This window comes from Hymenobacter saemangeumensis, assembly GCF_039541835.1.
Taxonomy (GTDB): Bacteria; Bacteroidota; Bacteroidia; order Cytophagales; family Hymenobacteraceae; genus Hymenobacter; species Hymenobacter saemangeumensis.
The window spans coordinates 25,523-41,767 of record NZ_BAABGZ010000026.1; the positions used below are offsets into that span (position 1 = coordinate 25,523).

The 16,245-nt window shown below is 61.0% G+C and carries 12 protein-coding genes; 5 read left to right on the forward strand and 7 right to left on the reverse strand.

Annotated elements, in window-relative coordinates:
- Positions 1 to 107: 107 nt before the first annotated feature.
- The 5 genes from ABD919_RS11775 to ABD919_RS11795 form a co-directional block, all read right to left on the reverse strand.
- On the reverse strand, positions 108 to 1,961 hold the full coding sequence (locus ABD919_RS11775; RefSeq protein ID WP_345236209.1) for a glycoside hydrolase family 2 protein: 1,854 nt from the start codon (positions 1,959 to 1,961) through the stop codon (positions 108 to 110).
- 277 nt (positions 1,962 to 2,238) lie between these two features.
- Positions 2,239 to 2,703 (reverse strand): carboxypeptidase-like regulatory domain-containing protein, encoded by a 465-nt coding sequence (locus ABD919_RS11780; protein ID WP_345236210.1) that lies wholly within the window; start codon positions 2,701 to 2,703, stop codon positions 2,239 to 2,241.
- A gap of 69 nt (positions 2,704 to 2,772) precedes the next feature.
- Positions 2,773 to 3,810 carry a DUF6252 domain-containing protein gene (locus ABD919_RS11785; protein ID WP_345236211.1) on the reverse strand — a complete coding sequence of 346 codons (1,038 nt, stop codon included), beginning with the start codon at positions 3,808 to 3,810 and terminating at the stop codon, positions 2,773 to 2,775.
- 74 nt (positions 3,811 to 3,884) lie between these two features.
- Entirely contained in the window at positions 3,885 to 4,670 is a 786-nt protein-coding gene (locus ABD919_RS11790; RefSeq protein WP_345236212.1) for a phosphatase PAP2 family protein, read from the reverse strand.
- Between the two features lie 228 nt (positions 4,671 to 4,898).
- Entirely contained in the window at positions 4,899 to 6,176 is a 1,278-nt protein-coding gene (locus ABD919_RS11795; protein WP_345236213.1) for an asparagine synthetase B, read from the reverse strand.
- 153 nt (positions 6,177 to 6,329) lie between these two features.
- On the opposite strand from ABD919_RS11795, the gene ABD919_RS11800 reads away from it, so the two are divergent.
- The 3 genes from ABD919_RS11800 to ABD919_RS11810 all read left to right on the forward strand — a co-directional run bounded on the left by ABD919_RS11800 (position 6,330) and on the right by ABD919_RS11810 (position 9,211).
- Positions 6,330 to 7,580, forward strand: a complete 1,251-nt coding sequence (locus ABD919_RS11800) for an ABC transporter permease (protein ID WP_345236214.1) — start codon at positions 6,330 to 6,332, stop codon at positions 7,578 to 7,580.
- A 186-nt stretch (positions 7,581 to 7,766) separates the two neighbouring features.
- Positions 7,767 to 8,453 carry a hypothetical protein gene (locus ABD919_RS11805; protein ID WP_345236215.1) on the forward strand — a complete coding sequence of 229 codons (687 nt, stop codon included), beginning with the start codon at positions 7,767 to 7,769 and terminating at the stop codon, positions 8,451 to 8,453.
- 44 nt (positions 8,454 to 8,497) lie between these two features.
- Positions 8,498 to 9,211 carry a hypothetical protein gene (locus tag ABD919_RS11810; RefSeq protein ID WP_345236216.1) on the forward strand — a complete coding sequence of 238 codons (714 nt, stop codon included), beginning with the start codon at positions 8,498 to 8,500 and terminating at the stop codon, positions 9,209 to 9,211.
- Positions 9,212 to 9,414: 203 nt separating this feature from the next.
- On the opposite strand, the gene mtaB is transcribed toward ABD919_RS11810, so the two are convergent.
- Both mtaB and ABD919_RS11820 read right to left on the reverse strand, forming a co-directional pair.
- A complete protein-coding gene (gene mtaB, locus ABD919_RS11815; protein ID WP_345236217.1) occupies positions 9,415 to 10,749 on the reverse strand; it encodes a tRNA (N(6)-L-threonylcarbamoyladenosine(37)-C(2))-methylthiotransferase MtaB in 1,335 nt (444 codons plus the stop codon).
- Between the two features lie 275 nt (positions 10,750 to 11,024).
- Positions 11,025 to 12,854: an LTA synthase family protein gene (locus ABD919_RS11820; RefSeq protein ID WP_345236218.1), complete on the reverse strand. Its 1,830-nt coding sequence runs from the start codon at positions 12,852 to 12,854 to the stop codon at positions 11,025 to 11,027.
- Between the two features lie 422 nt (positions 12,855 to 13,276).
- On the opposite strand from ABD919_RS11820, the gene ABD919_RS11825 reads away from it, so the two are divergent.
- Both ABD919_RS11825 and ABD919_RS11830 read left to right on the forward strand, forming a co-directional pair.
- Positions 13,277 to 15,466 carry a glutamine synthetase III family protein gene (locus tag ABD919_RS11825; RefSeq protein ID WP_345236219.1) on the forward strand — a complete coding sequence of 730 codons (2,190 nt, stop codon included), beginning with the start codon at positions 13,277 to 13,279 and terminating at the stop codon, positions 15,464 to 15,466.
- A gap of 217 nt (positions 15,467 to 15,683) precedes the next feature.
- Entirely contained in the window at positions 15,684 to 16,133 is a 450-nt protein-coding gene (locus tag ABD919_RS11830; protein ID WP_345236220.1) for a hypothetical protein, read from the forward strand.
- Positions 16,134 to 16,245 lie beyond the last annotated feature (112 nt).

Below are 16,245 nucleotides of genomic sequence, written 5' to 3' on the forward strand. Positions count from 1 at the left end.
GAAGCCGAGCGAGAGGATAAGTAAATGTATACAATCTTCATTGCCCGGCTGACCTTTCCCTATAATCACCTATAAAAGTCGCTTTTTCAGCAAATCTTGGTCTTCAGTCACCCTTGTGGCTTTTCCTCTCCATGCGATTTCAACAGTCCCTCGGGCACGCTCAAGGCTCCGCTGTGCGGGTCAATCAGCCCGTTGCGCTCGTCTTCGATGTTGGTGGCCTGGGTGTAGACGTCGCCGGCGATGGGGCGGCGGCGCAGCTCCTGCTTGAAGGCGGCGATGCTGGCCGTGCGCGCCTCCGCATCCTGCGGCCCGCCGTAGTCGGGAAAGCCGAAGCCGCCCCATTCGCTTACAATCAGCGGTACCTGGCGGCGGTAGAAAAACGGGTCGCCCACCACCAGCGGAAAGGCTGCGGTGCCTTCCATCTCCCCGTTTACCAGGCGGTCGAGCAGCTCCTGCCAGCGCGTGAGGTCGGGGGTGTAGAGGTGGGCCGTGAGCAGGTCCGACTTCAGGCGGCCGGTGTGGGAAATGTGGTGCCAGCCATCGTTGTCGACCACCAGGAACTGGGGGTGGGCAATCTGCATGTAGTGGTAGGTATCCACGATGTAGCGCCGGGTTTCGGGGTTGGTGGCAATGTCCTGGGCGCCCCAGTCTTCATTGTAAAGGCTCCAGATAACCACCGAGGGGTGGGTTTCGATGAGGGCCAGCATGCGCAGCAGCTCGGCCTGGTGGTTTTCGCGGCTGCGGGGCGTGGAGCTGTGCGGGCTGGGCACTTCCACCCACAGCAGCAGGCCCAGCTCGTCGGCCAGGTTGTAGAGGCGGGGGTCGACGCCGGCGATGTGTACCCGCACCAGGTTGCAGCCCAGGGCTTTCATGGCGTGCATGTGGCGGCGCATCTCCTCGTAAGTGGCCGTGCCGGGCTGGTAGAGGATGCCGTCGAGGTAGGTGCGCTCGTTGTTGAGGTACACGTAGCAGCCGCGCGACTCAATCTTGCGCAGGCCGAAGTGCGACTCAATCTGCGCCACGTAGCCAGATTCGTCGATGAGCTGGGCCACCAGGCGGTAGAGGTTGGGCGAGTCCGGCGACCACAGCCGGGCGCCGGGCAGCTCCATGGGCAGGCGCTGCTCGCGCTGCCCGGCTTCGAGGCGCATGGGAAAGTCGGAGGAGGCCAGGGGCACCGAGTCGGGTGACGCACTGCGCTCGAATACCTGCAGGCGCACCACGTAGTGGCCTGGGTCGTGAATGCGCAGGGTAAAGTTGAAGCGCACGAGCTGGTCTTCCACCACGCTCACCACGCCCACGCGGGAGCGCAGGCGGTTGCGCTCCACCATTTCCAGCCACACGCTGCGCACGGCCCCGGTGTAGGTCTGGTACCAGATGCCGCCGCGCTTGTACACGTGGCTTTCCTGCTTGCCGCGGGGCGTTTCGGCGTCCATGGTGTCGGCAATGCGCACGGTGAGGCGGTTCACGGGGCGCAGGTTTTCCTCGCGCAGCTCGTACGAAAACGAGGTGTACTCGCCGTAGTGCACTTCCTCGCCCTCGATGGTGCGCAGCAGGCGGCCGTTGAGCCACACGCGGGTTTCGTAGCCGCAGGCGCCGAAGGTGAGCTGAAACATGGAGCTGTCCTGGGGCTCGCCACGGGTGGGGAGCTCAAACTCCCGCTCGTACCATACCACCACCTTATCGTGCCAGGCAGCCGGCTCGGGCTGCCCGTGGGCCTTGGCAATGTGCTCTTCCACCGAGCCGGGCCAGCTGGCTTTGTACTCGTAGTAACGGCCCAGGTGCCAGCCGTCGCGCAGGCCCACATCTTCGGTGTCGATGGCAAAGCGCCACTCGCCGTCGAGCAGCACGTGGTTGTTGAGGCGCAGTACTGCCCGGGGCAGGGGGTTGGCTGCTGTTTCTTCAGCCGGCTCTTCGCGGCTGGCCGAGAGGCCGTAGTTCGTGGGGTGGTTGAGGTCTTCCATGCAGAGACAGTCGGACAAGCGCTGCCGGCGAGCGGAGTGCCCGCCAGGTTCGGCTTTAAAACTGTTCTAACGGGAGGGGCGGGCTGAATGATGCACGGCCGGGTTGGAATGAGCTGCCAGCCCTGAATAGCTGCTGTTACGCACGAACTTGTGCGATGCGTGCTGTAGCCGGGTGTCTCTGGTTGCTGGTTTCTGGTTGTCGTTCTGACCAGAAACAAAAACCGATGCTTCGGCAGCTACTGCCAAACAGCAGTGATTAAAGAATCTAAGCCGGATACTAGTGCGAAGCGCTTTCCTGCACCCTCAAGCAAAAGTCTATGCGGATAGAGTCGCCGGCCTCCACGGTCAGGTCGCGCACATAGGCAGTGTTTATACCTATCATTCCAGCTTTTAGCAGATGAGTGCCGGGCATCAATGTGCGGACGTAGCGGCCTTCCTCATTCGTAAAATGAAAACGCTCAGGGTTCTGCTTTGTGTCGTCATCCACCCAGATACAAATTCCCACACCCGTGAAAAGCTTCTGGTACTGCACCAACTTCACCTGGCCCGTTAGCACGGGAGCTCCGGATAAGTCACGCCGCTTGTAGCGGGTTACCTCATATTCGCGAGGCAGCTCTGGTGCTTGGCTGAGGGTGGGGCGCGGAGCGGCGCAGGCTGTTAGCAAAAGGCCCAATAGCAGGGCGCAGGCGCGAAGGCATTCGATGAAACCGGATGGGCTCAAGCGGGCTAAAAAGCTAAGCATTCTGACTATTGTTAACACAGTGAGCCCCTGCTGTCACATAGGACAGGGGCTTCGGCTATCAGGAATAGGCTAGTAGCTCAGCGTAAAGCTGCCATTCGACACCGTGACGCTGCCCGTGGCCAGCGGGGGCTCGTAGGCCACAAAGCCAAAGGTGCCGCTGAGGGTGCGGGCGGTAGCGTCGATGGCCGTAATCGTGACGGTGCCGTTGGTGCCGTTGCGGTTGCGCGTTTCGTAGGAGGGGCCCGGCACCCCGCCGTAGGTGCGCAGGTAAGTGCCGGTGTTGCTGGTGGTGGTGCTCAGGTAGTACACCCCGGGAGCGGTGCAGCCGCTGGACAAGCCCAGCAAATCGGCCACGGTGCCGTTAAGTGAGGTGGCCGACAAGGAAAACGAGCTGGGGGCGCCGTTGTTGAGGAACATGTTGCCCGTCAGGCTGGTGCTGCTGTAGCCCGTGCCGTTGGTAGTCCAGCGAACCGTGCCGCTCAGGGGGCGGGAGGTGGGGCCCGTAGGAGTTACGGCGATTACACCCAGCGAGGAGGTGCCGCCGCTCACCGTGATGGTGCGCGGGGCCGGCTGCTGAAAGCCCGAATTGGCGTCGAAGGAAACGTTGTAGGTGCCGGGCGCCACGTTGGGAAAGCGGAAGTAGCCGTTCACATCGGGGTACACGATGGGGCCGCCCTGGGTGCCGGGCTCGCTGAGCACAATGGCGCGCAGGCCGTTGGCCGGGCTGCAGCTGCCCTCTACGCTGCCAATGACGAAGGCCGTGGCCCGGATGGTGCCCACGTTGTTGGTTTCACCCGCCGCCACCGACACGTTGCGGTCGGCCGGGTTGGTGTAGCCGGTCGCGGCCGAAAAGCGCAGCACATAGCTGCCGGCCTTCAGGTTGGCAATGGAAAACTCCCCGTTATCGGTGTTCGGCGAAACCGTGGTCGAGCTGCCGTCCGGGCCTTCGGCCAGGATGCTGGCCACGGCGGCGGCCGGCACAATGGTGCCGGTGATTTTACCGACGGTGGGCGCAGCGCTGTCTTTGCTGCAGGAAGTCAGCAAGGCAAAAAACAGTGAGAAGCAGGCGAGGAAGGATGAGGAACGGTTGAGGCGTAGAAAATTCATTGTGAAATCGAATAGGCTACTAAGGTCGGGGCAAAAGCCTGTTCAAGCACCAACCCAGGGCCGTTTCCTTTGCGCTAGGGCTGAAAGGCCAGGGCAATGCCGGCCCCGCCGGGCAAATACGTGGGCACCAGCAAAAGCTTCTGGCCTACTTTCTCGGGCATCAGCTTGGTCAGCAGGGGGAAAACATGCCACGCCGCTTCCGCTGAGAGAAAGCCGATGGCGCCGCCTGCCAGCACGTCGTTTACCCAGTGGCGGTTGCCCAGCACGCGCAGGGCGCCGGTGGCGGTGGCCACGGCGTAGCCGCTCACGCTCAGCCAGGGATATTCCCGTCCGTACTGCTCATGCAGCAGCGTAGCCGTAAGGAAGGCCTGGGAGGTATGCGACGAGGGAAAGGACGTGAGCGAGTTGGGGTCGAAAGGCCGGGCAATGGCTGTTTCGCGCTTGAGGTTGCTCACTACGGCGCCATCCAGCTCGTGGGCCATCACATAAATCAGGGTAAAGGCCAGGGGCGTGCGCTCGCCCCGGCGGCCGGTGGCCATCATGGCGTAGGCCATGGCCAGGGGAGCATGGCGGGAGTAGTCGTCGAGCCCGTTGGCGTCGAAGTTCGGGAATGCCGCCTGGGTGCGGGTCTGCAGGTCCGATTTAGCCGTATTGACGACGTTGCCCTGGGTATGCCCCAGCCAGGCCAGGCCCACTAGGCCTACCGGCACGCCGACCTTTAGTGCCGTGCGGCGAAGCGCCCCATTGTGGCAGGATGCCTTACGTAGGGAGTCGCCGGCAGCCAGCGGGCTCACTACCTGGGCCTGCGCATTGGTAAATAAAGAAAGAACCAGTAGAAGTGCAATCAGAAGATAACGCATAAAATAAGGAAGGGGACATAGTGGGGGCAATGCAAGTTAAGCCCTTTTCAACTAATAAGCCTGATTTTATGGGCTGAGCATGGATAATTGATGTAAATAGTTGGCCAGGCACAATTGCTTCTTGTTTCAGGATAAAAGACAAAAAAGCAAACGCAGCTAAACGAATGAAAAAAGCCCCGGCTTCTGGGGCCGGGGCTTGAGGTTTGGCTCACGAGGTGTGGGCCGGGCTTAGGTTTTCTGCTTCTTCTTCTTGGCGGCCGGAAACAGCACGTTGTTCAAGATGAGGCGGTAGCCGGGCGAGTTGGGGTGCAGGGTGAGGTCGGTCGGGTCTTCGCCTACCAAATGCTGGTAGTCTTCGGGGTCGTGGCCGCCATAGAACGTCCAGGTGCCCTTGCCCAGGGTGCCGTGAATGTAGCGGGCTTCGCCGGTCTGCTTGGTGTCGCCCATAATCACCACGTCCGACTTAATCAGGCTTTTGCGGAAGGCCGTGGTCTGGCCCATGAAGCCGTGAATGGTTTTTTCGTGGTTCTGGCACAGCATGGTCGGCACGGGGTCGTACTTGGCCGAGAAGGTAAAGAGCGAGAAAAAGTCGTTCTGCTCGTACAGGCCGCGCTCCTGCTGCTGCATGTCGATGTTGGAGTACTCGTACTGGTAAGGGTCGCGCACGAGCTGGAAGTTGTGGAAAGCCAGGCAGCGGTTGTAGTTGAGCTTGGACTGGGCTGCGGGGTCGGAGCCGTCGCCGTCGTACATGCTCTCCACCATGTCGACGCCCAGGCCCGCCAGGGCAATGTCGTAGGAGTCGGTGGCCGAGCACATGGCAAACTGGAAGCCGCCGCCGGCAATAAACTCCTGCATCTTCACGGCCACGGCGGCCTTCATCTGGCTGACCTTGGCGAAGTTGTTGCGCTTGGCAGCCGCTTCGGCGTCGCGCTGCTGCTGCTGGTACCAGGAGGCAAAGCGGTAAGTAGCGTAGAACTTGCCGTACTGCCCGGTAAAGTCTTCGTGGTGCAGGTGCAGCCAGTCGTACTTGGGCAGCACGCCGGCCAGCACCTCGTCGTCGTAAATCTGGTCGTAGGGAATCTCGGCGTAGGTCAGCACCATGGTTACGGCGTCGTCCCAGGGCTGCTTGCCCTTGGGCGTGTACACCGCAATCTTGGGCACCTTCTCCAGCTTCATCACGTCCATGTTGGCGTTGGGGTCGGCAATCTCGGAGAGAATGCCGGTGTACTGGGCCTCGGAAATCACCTGGTAGGTGATGCCACGCACGGCCAGTTCGTTTTCGGCGCCGCTCACGGTTTCAAAGGCAAAGGACCCGCCGCGGTAGTTCAGCAGCCAGTCGACGGGCACCTCGCGCTGCAGCAGCCAGAAGGCCAGCCCATAGGCTTTAAGGTGCTCCTTCTGGGTGTTGTCCATGGGAATGAACACGTGGTTGGCGCGGGCCGCAAGCGGAGCCGCCAGCCAGCCCACCAGCAGCAGCAGGGATAGAATAAAGCGCTTCAAAAGCATAGTTTTTATAAAAAGAGACGCAAACAGCAAACGGGGTTGCCGCAAAGGTGGTTCAAGTTACGCCGCAGGGGCGAACTTTGGGGCGTCCATTGTTACCCGACCTGCGCACATTGGCCGCAGTGCCCTGGTTGCAAACTGCCTACTACTCGCCCCATGAATCTGCTCGAAAACATCCGGGAATCGCTGCGCTCCATTCACGGCAACCTGCTGCGCACGGTGCTTACCGCCCTTATTGTCAGCATCGGCCTGTTTGCGCTGGTGGGCATTCTTACCGGCATCGATGCCATGAAGGCGTCCCTGACCGACACCTTTGCCAGCCTGGGAGCCAACTCCTTCGACCTGCGGGCCAAGGGCTACACCAACCGCTTCCGGCGCGGCGGGCGTAGCGGCAAGCAGTACCCGGCCATCAACTACCTGCAGGCCCGGCAGTACAAGCAGCAAATGAGCGAGCAGCTGGGCGCCGATGCCCAGGTGGGCATCTCTGCTTTTATCGCCGGGGCCACGGAGGTGAAAGCCAACGGCCAGAAAACCAACCCCAACATGGAGGTGGTGGCCGGTGATGAAAACTACCTGCGCATCAAAGGCTACAACATGGCCGAGGGGCGGGTATTTTCCCAGGCCGAGCTCAGCAGCGGGGCCAACGTGATGATTGTGGGCCAGGAAATCCGCGACAAGCTGTTTCCGCGGCAGTCGCCCGTGGGCAAGTACGTGTTTGCGCTGGGCCGCCGCTTTCAGGTGGTGGGCCTGCTCGAAAAAAGCGGCAGCACCATGGGTGGGGGCGGGGCCGACCGCATCGCGCTGGTGCCGCTGGAAACCGGCAACCAGCTGCCACGGCAGCGGGCCCTGACCTACGACATCAAAACGGCGACTATGCGGCCCGAAACCATGCGCTTTCTGATGGGCCAGGCCACCGGCATTATGCGGGCCGTGCGCCACGACAAGCTGGGGCAGGAAGACAGCTTCGAGGTAGAAAGCAGCGAGTCGCTGGCCAACGACCTGGACAGCCTCTCCGGTAAGATGAAAATGGGCGGCGGCATCATTGCCTTTATCACCCTGCTCGGCGCCAGCATCGCCCTGATGAACATCATGCTGGTGTCGGTAACGGAGCGCACCCGCGAGATTGGCATCCGCAAAGCCCTGGGGGCAACGGCCCGGCAGATACGGCAGCAGTTTTTGATTGAGGCCATCGTTATCTGCGTGCTGGGCGGGGCGCTGGGCATTCTGCTGGGCGTGCTGGGCGGCAACGGCGTGGCCCTGCTGGTAGGCACCGGCAGCTTCCTGGTGCCCTGGGGCTGGATGATGCTGGGCCTGTTCATCTGCGTGACCGTGGGCCTGGCTTCGGGCTACTACCCGGCCGGTAAGGCGGCGGCGCTCGACCCGATTGAAAGCCTGCGCTACGAGTAGGAACGCAGCTTTTAACGGGTTTGACGGATGATGCGGAATGTCTGTTTGCTTGTGGCCGTGGCCTGGCTGCCAGCGGGAGTGCAGGCCCAAGCTGTTGCCGCGGGCCGTGCCCAAATTACTACTGTGACCGAAGGGCGTCGGGACGGCCGCTTTCAGGTTCCACAGGTAAAGCTGCCTGATGCGACTGTGGCTGGGCTCATCAATCGCCGCATCGCGGAGCTGATGACCCAGTCGGAAGCCAGGCCCGGGCAAAGCCTGCGCCAGCGGCTGCGCGCGGCGGAGCTCGAATGCTGCTACGATGCGGAAGCCAAACGCTGGATGGCCGCCGGCTCCGGGCTCACCGGCAGCAGCTACGCAGTGCTGCTCAATCAGCAAGGGCTGCTGTCGTTGGCGTACACGCTGGAATCTACCGGTGCTTATTCGTGGGAGGCGTTTCGTCACGTCACGTTCGACCTGCGCACCGGCCGCGAGCTGCAGCTTTTCGACCTGGTGGCCGAGTCGCCGGAACAATTGGAAGCCCGAATGCGCGGCGCCATCAACCGCCGGTTTGGCGAGGCGCTGGCCAAGGCCCGCACGGCGCGGGTCGATTCCGAAACCCTGGCATATATGACCGAGACCCTTCATTGGAACCAACAGGCCGGGCGGGTGCGGTTTGGCACCGAAATCGAAGACGGTGCTAGTCCGCCCGACTTTCAGGATTTTGCCCTCACGCCCAAGCAGCTGCTGATTTTCTATAGCGCCGGCTTCCACCGCCTGCGGCCCAGCGGCGAGCCCGACGCCACCTACCGCTTTCCCTACACCCGGCTCCGCCTGAGCCCCTTGTTGCAGCCGTTGCTGTTGCCTGAAGCGGTAGGAAAAAGCGTTAAGAAGTAGGATGCGGCTTTACATTTGTGCGAAACCACATTTGTGTAAGTGCTATGGCGCCCAAATCTTCTGAAACCATCAACCAGCGCTTTGCCCAGCTAATCAAGCAGCTAGGCATAAGCAAAAATGCTTTTGCGCTCTCTCTGGGAAAAACCGCCAGTGTAATCCAGCACCTGATGGATGGGCGCAACAAGCCCGGCTACGACCTGCTGTACAAGGTTTTCGAGATTTACCCAAATGTATCAAGAGACTGGCTGCTGCTTGGCAAAGGCCCCATGATGCTTGACGCTGAGCCAGCAGAAGCTTTGCCGCCAAAGGCGAGTCCGGCCATACCGCCCACAGTGAAACAGGAGGCTCTGGAGTTTGAAGAGTTGGAAATACCAGCCCCCCGTCGCGCCGCAGCGGGCAACGCCCTGCAGCCGGCCGACATTGCTGCTACCCTGGCTTTGGCAGCTTCGGCCACGGTGCCGGCCCGCGCATCGGTTACCCCGCCGCAGGAACAATCGGCACCAATACCGGATTCAACTTCGGCTCCTGCTCCAGCACCGGCACCAGCAGCCCCCCAGCCCACTGCCCTGCCCCCCACAGCGGCCCCGGCCGCGCCTGCCCCAGCACCTGCGGCCCCGGCCGATGCCAGCCTGGCCCTGGCCCTGCAAACCCAGCACCTGCAGCACCAGCTGGCCCTGGCCGAGCTGCGCAATCAGCACCTGCTGGAGCAGCAGCAAATGCTGCGCGAGATGCTGGAGCTGACCCGAAAAGCTGTCTGAACCGCAGATTGACGCGGATTTAACGGATAAGAACGGATTCAGGACCGCAGATTTGACGGATAAGAACGGATTCAACGCAGCCTATTCTTCTTTCAAAAGCAAAATGGCCACTGCTCCTGTTGCAGTGGCCATTTCATTTGGTGTTTGCTGACAACTGGACTTTCGAATCTGTGTAATCCGTTAAATCTGCGTCAATCTGCGGTTCAGACGAGAATGCCTACTTCTTCAGCTTCCATCAGACCCAGGTTATTGATTTGGGTAAGCCGCAGGGTTTTCAGCTCGCCTACCAGCAGCGGGTCGTATTTAGCGGCTACGCGGATGTAGTTGGGGGTGAAGCCTTCCATACGGCCGTCGGTAACGTCGTCCTCGAACAGCACATCGGTTTCCAGGCCCAGGTGCTGCTCGTAGAAAAAGCGCTTTTTCTTTTCCGACAGGCTGCGCAGCTGGGTGGTGCGCTCGTGCCGCACCCGGTCCTGCACCCGCCCAGGCAAGGTGGGGGCCAGGGTGTCGGTCCGCTCGGAGTAGGGGAATACGTGCAGGTAGCTGATGGGCAGCTCGTTCAGGAAGTGATAGGTGTCGAGGAAATCGGCATCGGTTTCGCCGGGAAAGCCCACAATCACGTCCACGCCAATGCAGGCGTGGGGCATCAGCTCCTTGATGCGGGCCACGCGGCTGGCGTAAAGCTCGCGGCGGTAGCGGCGGCGCATCAGGCCCAGAATCTTATCGGACCCGCTTTGCAGGGGGATGTGGAAATGGGGCATGAAGCGCGAGGAGGCCGCCACAGTTTCCAGAATCTGGTCGGTGAGCAGGTTGGGCTCGCAGCTGCTGATGCGGAAGCGGCGGATGCCATTTACCTGGTCGAGGGCTTTCACCAAATCCGTAAAGTTTTCCAGCCGCGCTCGCTCCGGCCCCTGCAGGCCGAAGTCGCCAAGGTTGACGCCGGTAAGCACAATCTCCTTCACGCCGGTTTCGGCCAGCTTCTCCACGCGCTCCACCACGCTGGCCACGCTGCCCGAGCGGCTGCCGCCCCGCGCCAGCGGAATGGTGCAGAACGAGCAGGAGTAGTCGCAGCCGTCCTGCACCTTCAGGAAGGTGCGGGTGCGGTCGCCAAAGGAATGAGCCGCCACAAACTCCGTGGCCTCGCTGATGGGCGAGGCATGCACCGCGCCGGGCTGCCCGGCAGCTGGCTTCTGAAAACCGGCCAGGATATCCACGAGCTGAAACTTCTCCGCGGCACCCAGCACGGCACTCACGCCCGGAATTCCGGCAATTTCCTGGGGCTTGAGCTGGGCATAGCAGCCCACGATGGCCACAAACGCCTCGGGATTATGCTTCAGCGCCTGCTGCACTACCTTACGGCACTTGCGGTCGGCATGGTCCGTAACGGAGCAGGTATTAATAATGTATAAGTCGGCCCCGGCTTCAAAAGCCACCTTCTGAAAGCCCTTTTCTTCGAACTGCCGGCCAATAGCCGAGGTTTCAGAAAAGTTAAGCTTGCAGCCGAGGGTATAAAAGGCAACGGATTGGGGAGTAGGCATAGCAGGCGCAAAGGTACGTCGGCATTGCCTGATGGGGTGATGGGGTGAAGAGGTGATGAAGTGAGGAGGTGATGTGCTGATGTGCTGATGTGGCAATAAGAACGTCATGCTGAGCGCAGCGTAGCGGAGTCAAAGCATCTCTACCACGAGAGTAAGCCCAATCAAATGGAATTACTGCTGCGGGCAAGATGCTTAGCCTACGCCTTCGGCTCCGCTCAGCATGACGTTCTTCTTTCTACTTCCTCACCTCCTCACCTCTTCACCCCATCCCAAACTCACTTACGCGAGAAGTCGGCCATCGATACCTGCTCCATGGCCTGCCCCAGGCGCTTCAACGAGCTGAGGGCCATTGAGTCGCCTACTGTTACTTTCCGGCTCACATTATCGAAAGCCAGCCAGCCATTGGGGCCGACGGCGCCGAAGCCGTCATTATAGCAGTAATATGCAAAGGGCCTGGCGGCGGGTGCGAGCAGGTCGCGGCTCCAGACAAACGCGTTGGCGGGCAGCTGCAGCTGCCGCAGCAGGGTGGCGGCCACGTCTGTCTGCGAGCCAATGGTGGCCACTACTTTGCCGCGTACCTCGGGGCGCAGAGCGCCGCCGGCCAGCACCAGCGGGATGTGAAACTTGGTGTATTCGTCGGTAGTCCAGGGGCCAGGCAGCATGTGGCCGTGGTCGGCCACGAGCACCAGCAGGGTATGGGCATACCAGGGCTGCTTACGGGCTTCACGCAGGAAATTGCCCAGCGCATAGTCGGTGTAATGCACCGAGTTGCGGAACAAAGCTGTCTCGTCGCTGCCCGCAAACCTGGGCTTTGTGGGTATCTCGAAGGGCTCGTGGCTGCTCAGGGTAAAAGCAGTAGCGAAAAATGGCTGGGGCTGCTGCCGCAAATCGCGCAGCAGCCGGTTGAACAGCACGTGGTCGTGGGCTCCCCACTTGGAGTTCTGCTCGGCCTGGCTAAAGTCGTCGCGCTCGGTAAACTGCTCGTAGCCGCCGGTGCGCAGGTAGCTTTTCATGTTGGCGAAGGCCAGCTCGCCGCCGTAGTAGTAGCTGGAGCGGTAGCCGGCCCCTTTCAGTGTGCGGCAGAGGTGGGGGAGCTGCTCAATCTTACGCGGAAACTTGATGATGCTGGTGGTAGGCTGGCTCGGGTAGCCCGACAGCAGCGACACCAGGCCTTTCTGGCTGCGGTCGCCCGAGGCATACACCTGGGTGAAGGCCACCCCCGTGCGGGCCAGGCTGTCGAGGTTGGGCGTCACGCCTTGCTCGCCGCCCATGCTGCCCACCAGCTTGGCAGTGAAGCTTTCCAGAATGATGAACAGCACGTTGGGCCGGGGCTCGGCCAGAATAGAAGGCGTGGAGTTGACCGGAGCCGGAGCCCCCACCGCCAGGGGGTAAACGCTGGCTACCAGCCGGCGGGCCGCGCTATCGGGCATGAAAGCCACCGGCGCCTGCTCTTCCTTGCGAAGCAGCAGCGCGCTCATCAGGTTCCAGGGGGCGTTCAGGGCCGCGTGGTTGGCAAACTGCTGCTCGGAAAAGTAAGCGTCGCTTTGGTTTAGCGGTACCTGCTGGGTGCCGCCCCGCATGGGTACAAACAAGAGGGCCAGGTACAGCAGCCCGGCCAGAGCAGCCCGCCGCCGCCCAAACCAGGCGGGTAGCGCAGGTAGCGGCCGCAACAGCAGCCGGTACAAGCCCCAGCCGGCGCTCAGCAAGACCAGCAGGGCCATTCCTAATAGTAGGAGAGGGGCGCTCCCGGCCGATGCCGCCATTTCGGCCGGGGAGTTGAGATATTGCAGCGGGGTGTCGTCGAGCCGAAAGCCCCAGGCCCGGTACAGCTCCAGGTCGGCGGTCATTAGCAGGGCCAGCAGCGAGGCCACCAGGGCAGTATATGCGCCGGCCACTTTGCCCAGGGCAAAGCGGGGGCCCGCGATGCTTGCTATTATAAAGAAGAGAAAAGGGGGGATGGACAGATAAGCGGCGGCCGAGGCATCGAGGCGCAGGCCATAGAGGAAGGTGCCTCCCAGCGTGGCAGCCGGCAAGAGCTTAGCAGATGCCAGGTGATAGAGCAGGAAAAGGCCCCGGCCCAGCGCGAAAAAAAGCAGCCAGAACAAAAAATAGCGCGGCTGAAACGCAAAACGGTTCTTCACCCGGCAAAGATAACCGGCCCTTCTTAGCTCGTTTTTGAAAAACCATCATAGGTTTCCCGAGCTTTTTACAAAAAAAAACGAGTTAACAAAAAAATAATCTTGGCCCAAAAGGCCCTGTAAGCGAGTTATAAACGGGCGCAACTGGCGGGGGAACTCGGGTGGTAAGCCGGAGTGCAAACGTTTGAATTGGTACCGCAATCGATTGCGGAAGCATGGCTTTGCGAAAAAAAGGGGGTGCCCAGAATTTAATCGCCTTTTTCTTTAACACCCCTTCAATTTAGGAGGGTGCTTGTGCAAAAAGATTCTGTTCGTATACATTTGCCATTGAAAACACACCCTCCTTTCCTTGGTCTTCCAACTCCTAGGAACTTATAAATCCCACCCGCATGGCCACCCTTCGATTCAAGGCACTAGAACTGGTAAATCAGCGTCAGGCAAAAACGGTAGTACCGGTAGCCACCCGGCGCAGCGAGAGCTACGGGCAGAATGTGTTTAACCTCGAAGCCATGCGGGCTACTATGCCCGGCGAGTACTTCAAGAAGCTGCAGGCCGCCATCAAGCAAGGCGCTACCGTAGAGCGCAGCGTGGCCGATGCCGTGGCGTCGGCCATGAAAACCTGGGCCATGGCCAAGGGTGCCACCCACTACACCCACTGGTTTCAGCCCCTGACCGGCGCCACCGCCGAAAAGCACGACTCCTTTTTCGACCTCAATTCCGACGGCCGACCGATTGAGAACTTCAAAGGCTCGGCGCTGGTGCAGCAGGAGCCCGATGCCTCCTCGTTCCCCAACGGCGGCATCCGCAACACCTTCGAGGCCCGCGGCTACACCGCCTGGGACCCCACCTCGCCGGCTTTCATTATTGAGACGGTAGGTGCCAAGACCCTGTGCATTCCCACGATTTTCGTGGCTTACACCGGCGAAGCCCTCGACTACAAGGCCCCGCTGCTGAAGTCGCTGGGTGTGCTCGAGCGCGCTGCCCTCGACGTGTGCCAGTACTTCGACAAGGACGTGAGCCGGGTGCACACCACCCTGGGTATCGAGCAGGAGTACTTCCTTGTCGACCGCGCTTTGTTCGACGCGCGCCCCGACCTGGTGATGACCGGCCGCACGCTGTTCGGCCACGCCCCGGCCAAAGGCCAGCAGCTCGACGACCACTACTTCGGCTCCATCCCGGCCCGCGTGCACGGCTTCATGCTGGAGTTTGAAGAAGAAGCCAACCTGCTCGGCATTCCGCTGCGCACCCGCCACAACGAAGTAGCGCCCAACCAGTTTGAGTGCGCCCCCACCTTTGAGGACGCCAACCTGGCGGTGGACCACAACCAGCTGCTGATGGACGTGATGGAGCGCGTGGCCGAGCGTCACAACTTCAAGGTGCTGCTGCACGAAAAGCCCTTTGCCGGCGTGAACGGCTCGGGCAAGCACAACAACTGGGCGATGAGCACCGACACCGGCGTGAACCTGCTGGCTCCCGGCCGCCGCCCCAAGGAAAACCTGCAGTTCCTGGCGTTCTTCATCACCACCATCAAGGCCGTGCACCGCTACGGCGACCTGCTGCGCGCCAGCATCGCCTCGGCTTCCAACGACCACCGCCTGGGGGCCAACGAGGCGCCGCCGGCCATCATGTCGGTGTTCGTGGGCTCCATGCTGGACTCGGTGCTCGACGAGCTGGAGCGCACAGCCAAGGTGCCGCTCGACAAAGGCGACAACATCTACCTCAAGCTGGGCATCGACAAGATTCCGCCCATCCTGCTCGACAACACCGACCGCAACCGCACCTCGCCCTTCGCCTTCACCGGCAACAAGTTCGAGTTCCGCGCCGTGGGCTCCTCGGCCAACTCTTCGTCGGCCATGACCGTGCTGAACGCCATCGTGGCCGACCAGCTCATCGACTTCAAGGAGTCGGTAGACGCGCTGATTGACCAGGGCAAGAAGAAAGAGGTGGCCATCGTGGAAGTGCTGCGCGAGTACGTTATCAGCTCCAAGAACATCCGCTTCGAAGGCAACGGCTACTCCGACGAATGGAAAGAAGAAGCGGCCCGCCGCGGCCTGGCCAACGTGCCCACCACGCCCCACGCCCTCGACGCCATTGTGCGCGAAGACGCCGCCGAGCTATTTTCCCGCCACGGCATCTTTTCGGAAGTGGAGCTGCACGCCCGCCACGAAATCCTGCTGGAAGACTACCAGAAAAAGATTCAGATTGAAAGCCGCGTGCTGGGCGACCTGGCCGTGAACCACATCATCCCCACGGCCATTGCCTACCAGACCAAGCTCATCACCAACGTGCGCGGCCTGCGCGAGCTGGGCCTCGACGACGAGAACAGCCAGGTGACGGTGGACATGATTAAGAAGATTTCGGGCTACGTAGCCGCCATCAAAACCAACGTCGACGAGATGACGGAAGCCCGCAAGGCCGCCAACCGCATCGAAGACGGTCGGGAGCGGGCCGTTGCGTACTGCACCGAAGTAAAAACGAAATTCGACCCCATCCGCCGCGCAGTCGACAAGCTGGAGCAGATGGTGGCCGATGAGGACTGGCCCCTGGTGAAGTACCGCGAACTATTGTTCCGCCGGTAATCGGATGGGGTTAGAATCGGGTCCGGTGTTGGGTGGGAATTCTCGCCGCGCCCCGGTTTTGAAAGGGCCAGCTCGGGTGAGCTGGCTTTTTTTGTGTTATTGCCTGGGGAGGAGGTGGGTACCGGTTTTCATAAACATTTTGTTTGCCCATTCTACCCTTTCGCTGAACTAGAAGGGCTTGCACCCGAATAAGTCCCTGGCTACACTCCACAATTCCATGCAGCAACCACCCCTGTTGGACACCATCAACCAAGCCATTGTCATTGCGCACGGTTCGGCCACGGCTCCGCACTACGGTTTTCTACAAAAGACGTACGATAAGCGGCCTTATCAGCGGTTAATAGACGAACTGGCATTGCGCTTTGCCATCACGGACACCACTGACCTGAACTACGATTCGGCCATGGTTTACCACTTGCTCCAGCAAGAAGCGCACTGCCTGTTACTGTCGCTGGTAGGCAAATTTTTTCTGCTCTTTGACTCCATTATGGACCGAGAGCGCCTCGTTGAACAACCCGCCACCGAGGAAGCCCGCGCGGTGTTTTTGGCGGCGCAGCAACACGGGTTTGTTCCCATCGACCGGGCTACCCTCAAGCGACGCACCTGCTTGGTGGACTATAAGGGCCGTACTAAAACCGTGTGGGAGGTTCTTTTCGACCGAAGCTGAAAAGTCCGCAGGTGAGTACACTACAAACGCTCGTGGCTGTTGCAGAACTCGGCTTAAATTGTTCTATTGCTGAGTAGCCACTTGGCAAGCGCCCGAGTTGGCGCTTCGGTGC

Excerpts from the sequence above, each read along its gene's own strand:
- ABD919_RS11825 (WP_345236219.1), top strand. The coding sequence starts at position 13,277 with ATGGCCACCCTTCGATTCAAGGCACTAGAACTGGTAAATCAGCGTCAG.
- ABD919_RS11810 (WP_345236216.1), top strand. The coding sequence starts at position 8,498 with ATGGCGCCCAAATCTTCTGAAACCATCAACCAGCGCTTTGCCCAGCTA.
- ABD919_RS11830 (WP_345236220.1), top strand. The coding sequence starts at position 15,684 with ATGCAGCAACCACCCCTGTTGGACACCATCAACCAAGCCATTGTCATT.
- ABD919_RS11800 (WP_345236214.1), top strand. The coding sequence starts at position 6,330 with ATGAATCTGCTCGAAAACATCCGGGAATCGCTGCGCTCCATTCACGGC.
- ABD919_RS11790 (WP_345236212.1), bottom strand. The coding sequence starts at position 4,670 with ATGCGTTATCTTCTGATTGCACTTCTACTGGTTCTTTCTTTATTTACC.
- mtaB (WP_345236217.1), bottom strand. The coding sequence starts at position 10,749 with ATGCCTACTCCCCAATCCGTTGCCTTTTATACCCTCGGCTGCAAGCTT.
- ABD919_RS11775 (WP_345236209.1), bottom strand. The coding sequence starts at position 1,961 with ATGGAAGACCTCAACCACCCCACGAACTACGGCCTCTCGGCCAGCCGC.
- ABD919_RS11795 (WP_345236213.1), bottom strand. The coding sequence starts at position 6,176 with ATGCTTTTGAAGCGCTTTATTCTATCCCTGCTGCTGCTGGTGGGCTGG.
- ABD919_RS11785 (WP_345236211.1), bottom strand. The coding sequence starts at position 3,810 with ATGAATTTTCTACGCCTCAACCGTTCCTCATCCTTCCTCGCCTGCTTC.
- ABD919_RS11780 (WP_345236210.1), bottom strand. The coding sequence starts at position 2,703 with ATGCTTAGCTTTTTAGCCCGCTTGAGCCCATCCGGTTTCATCGAATGC.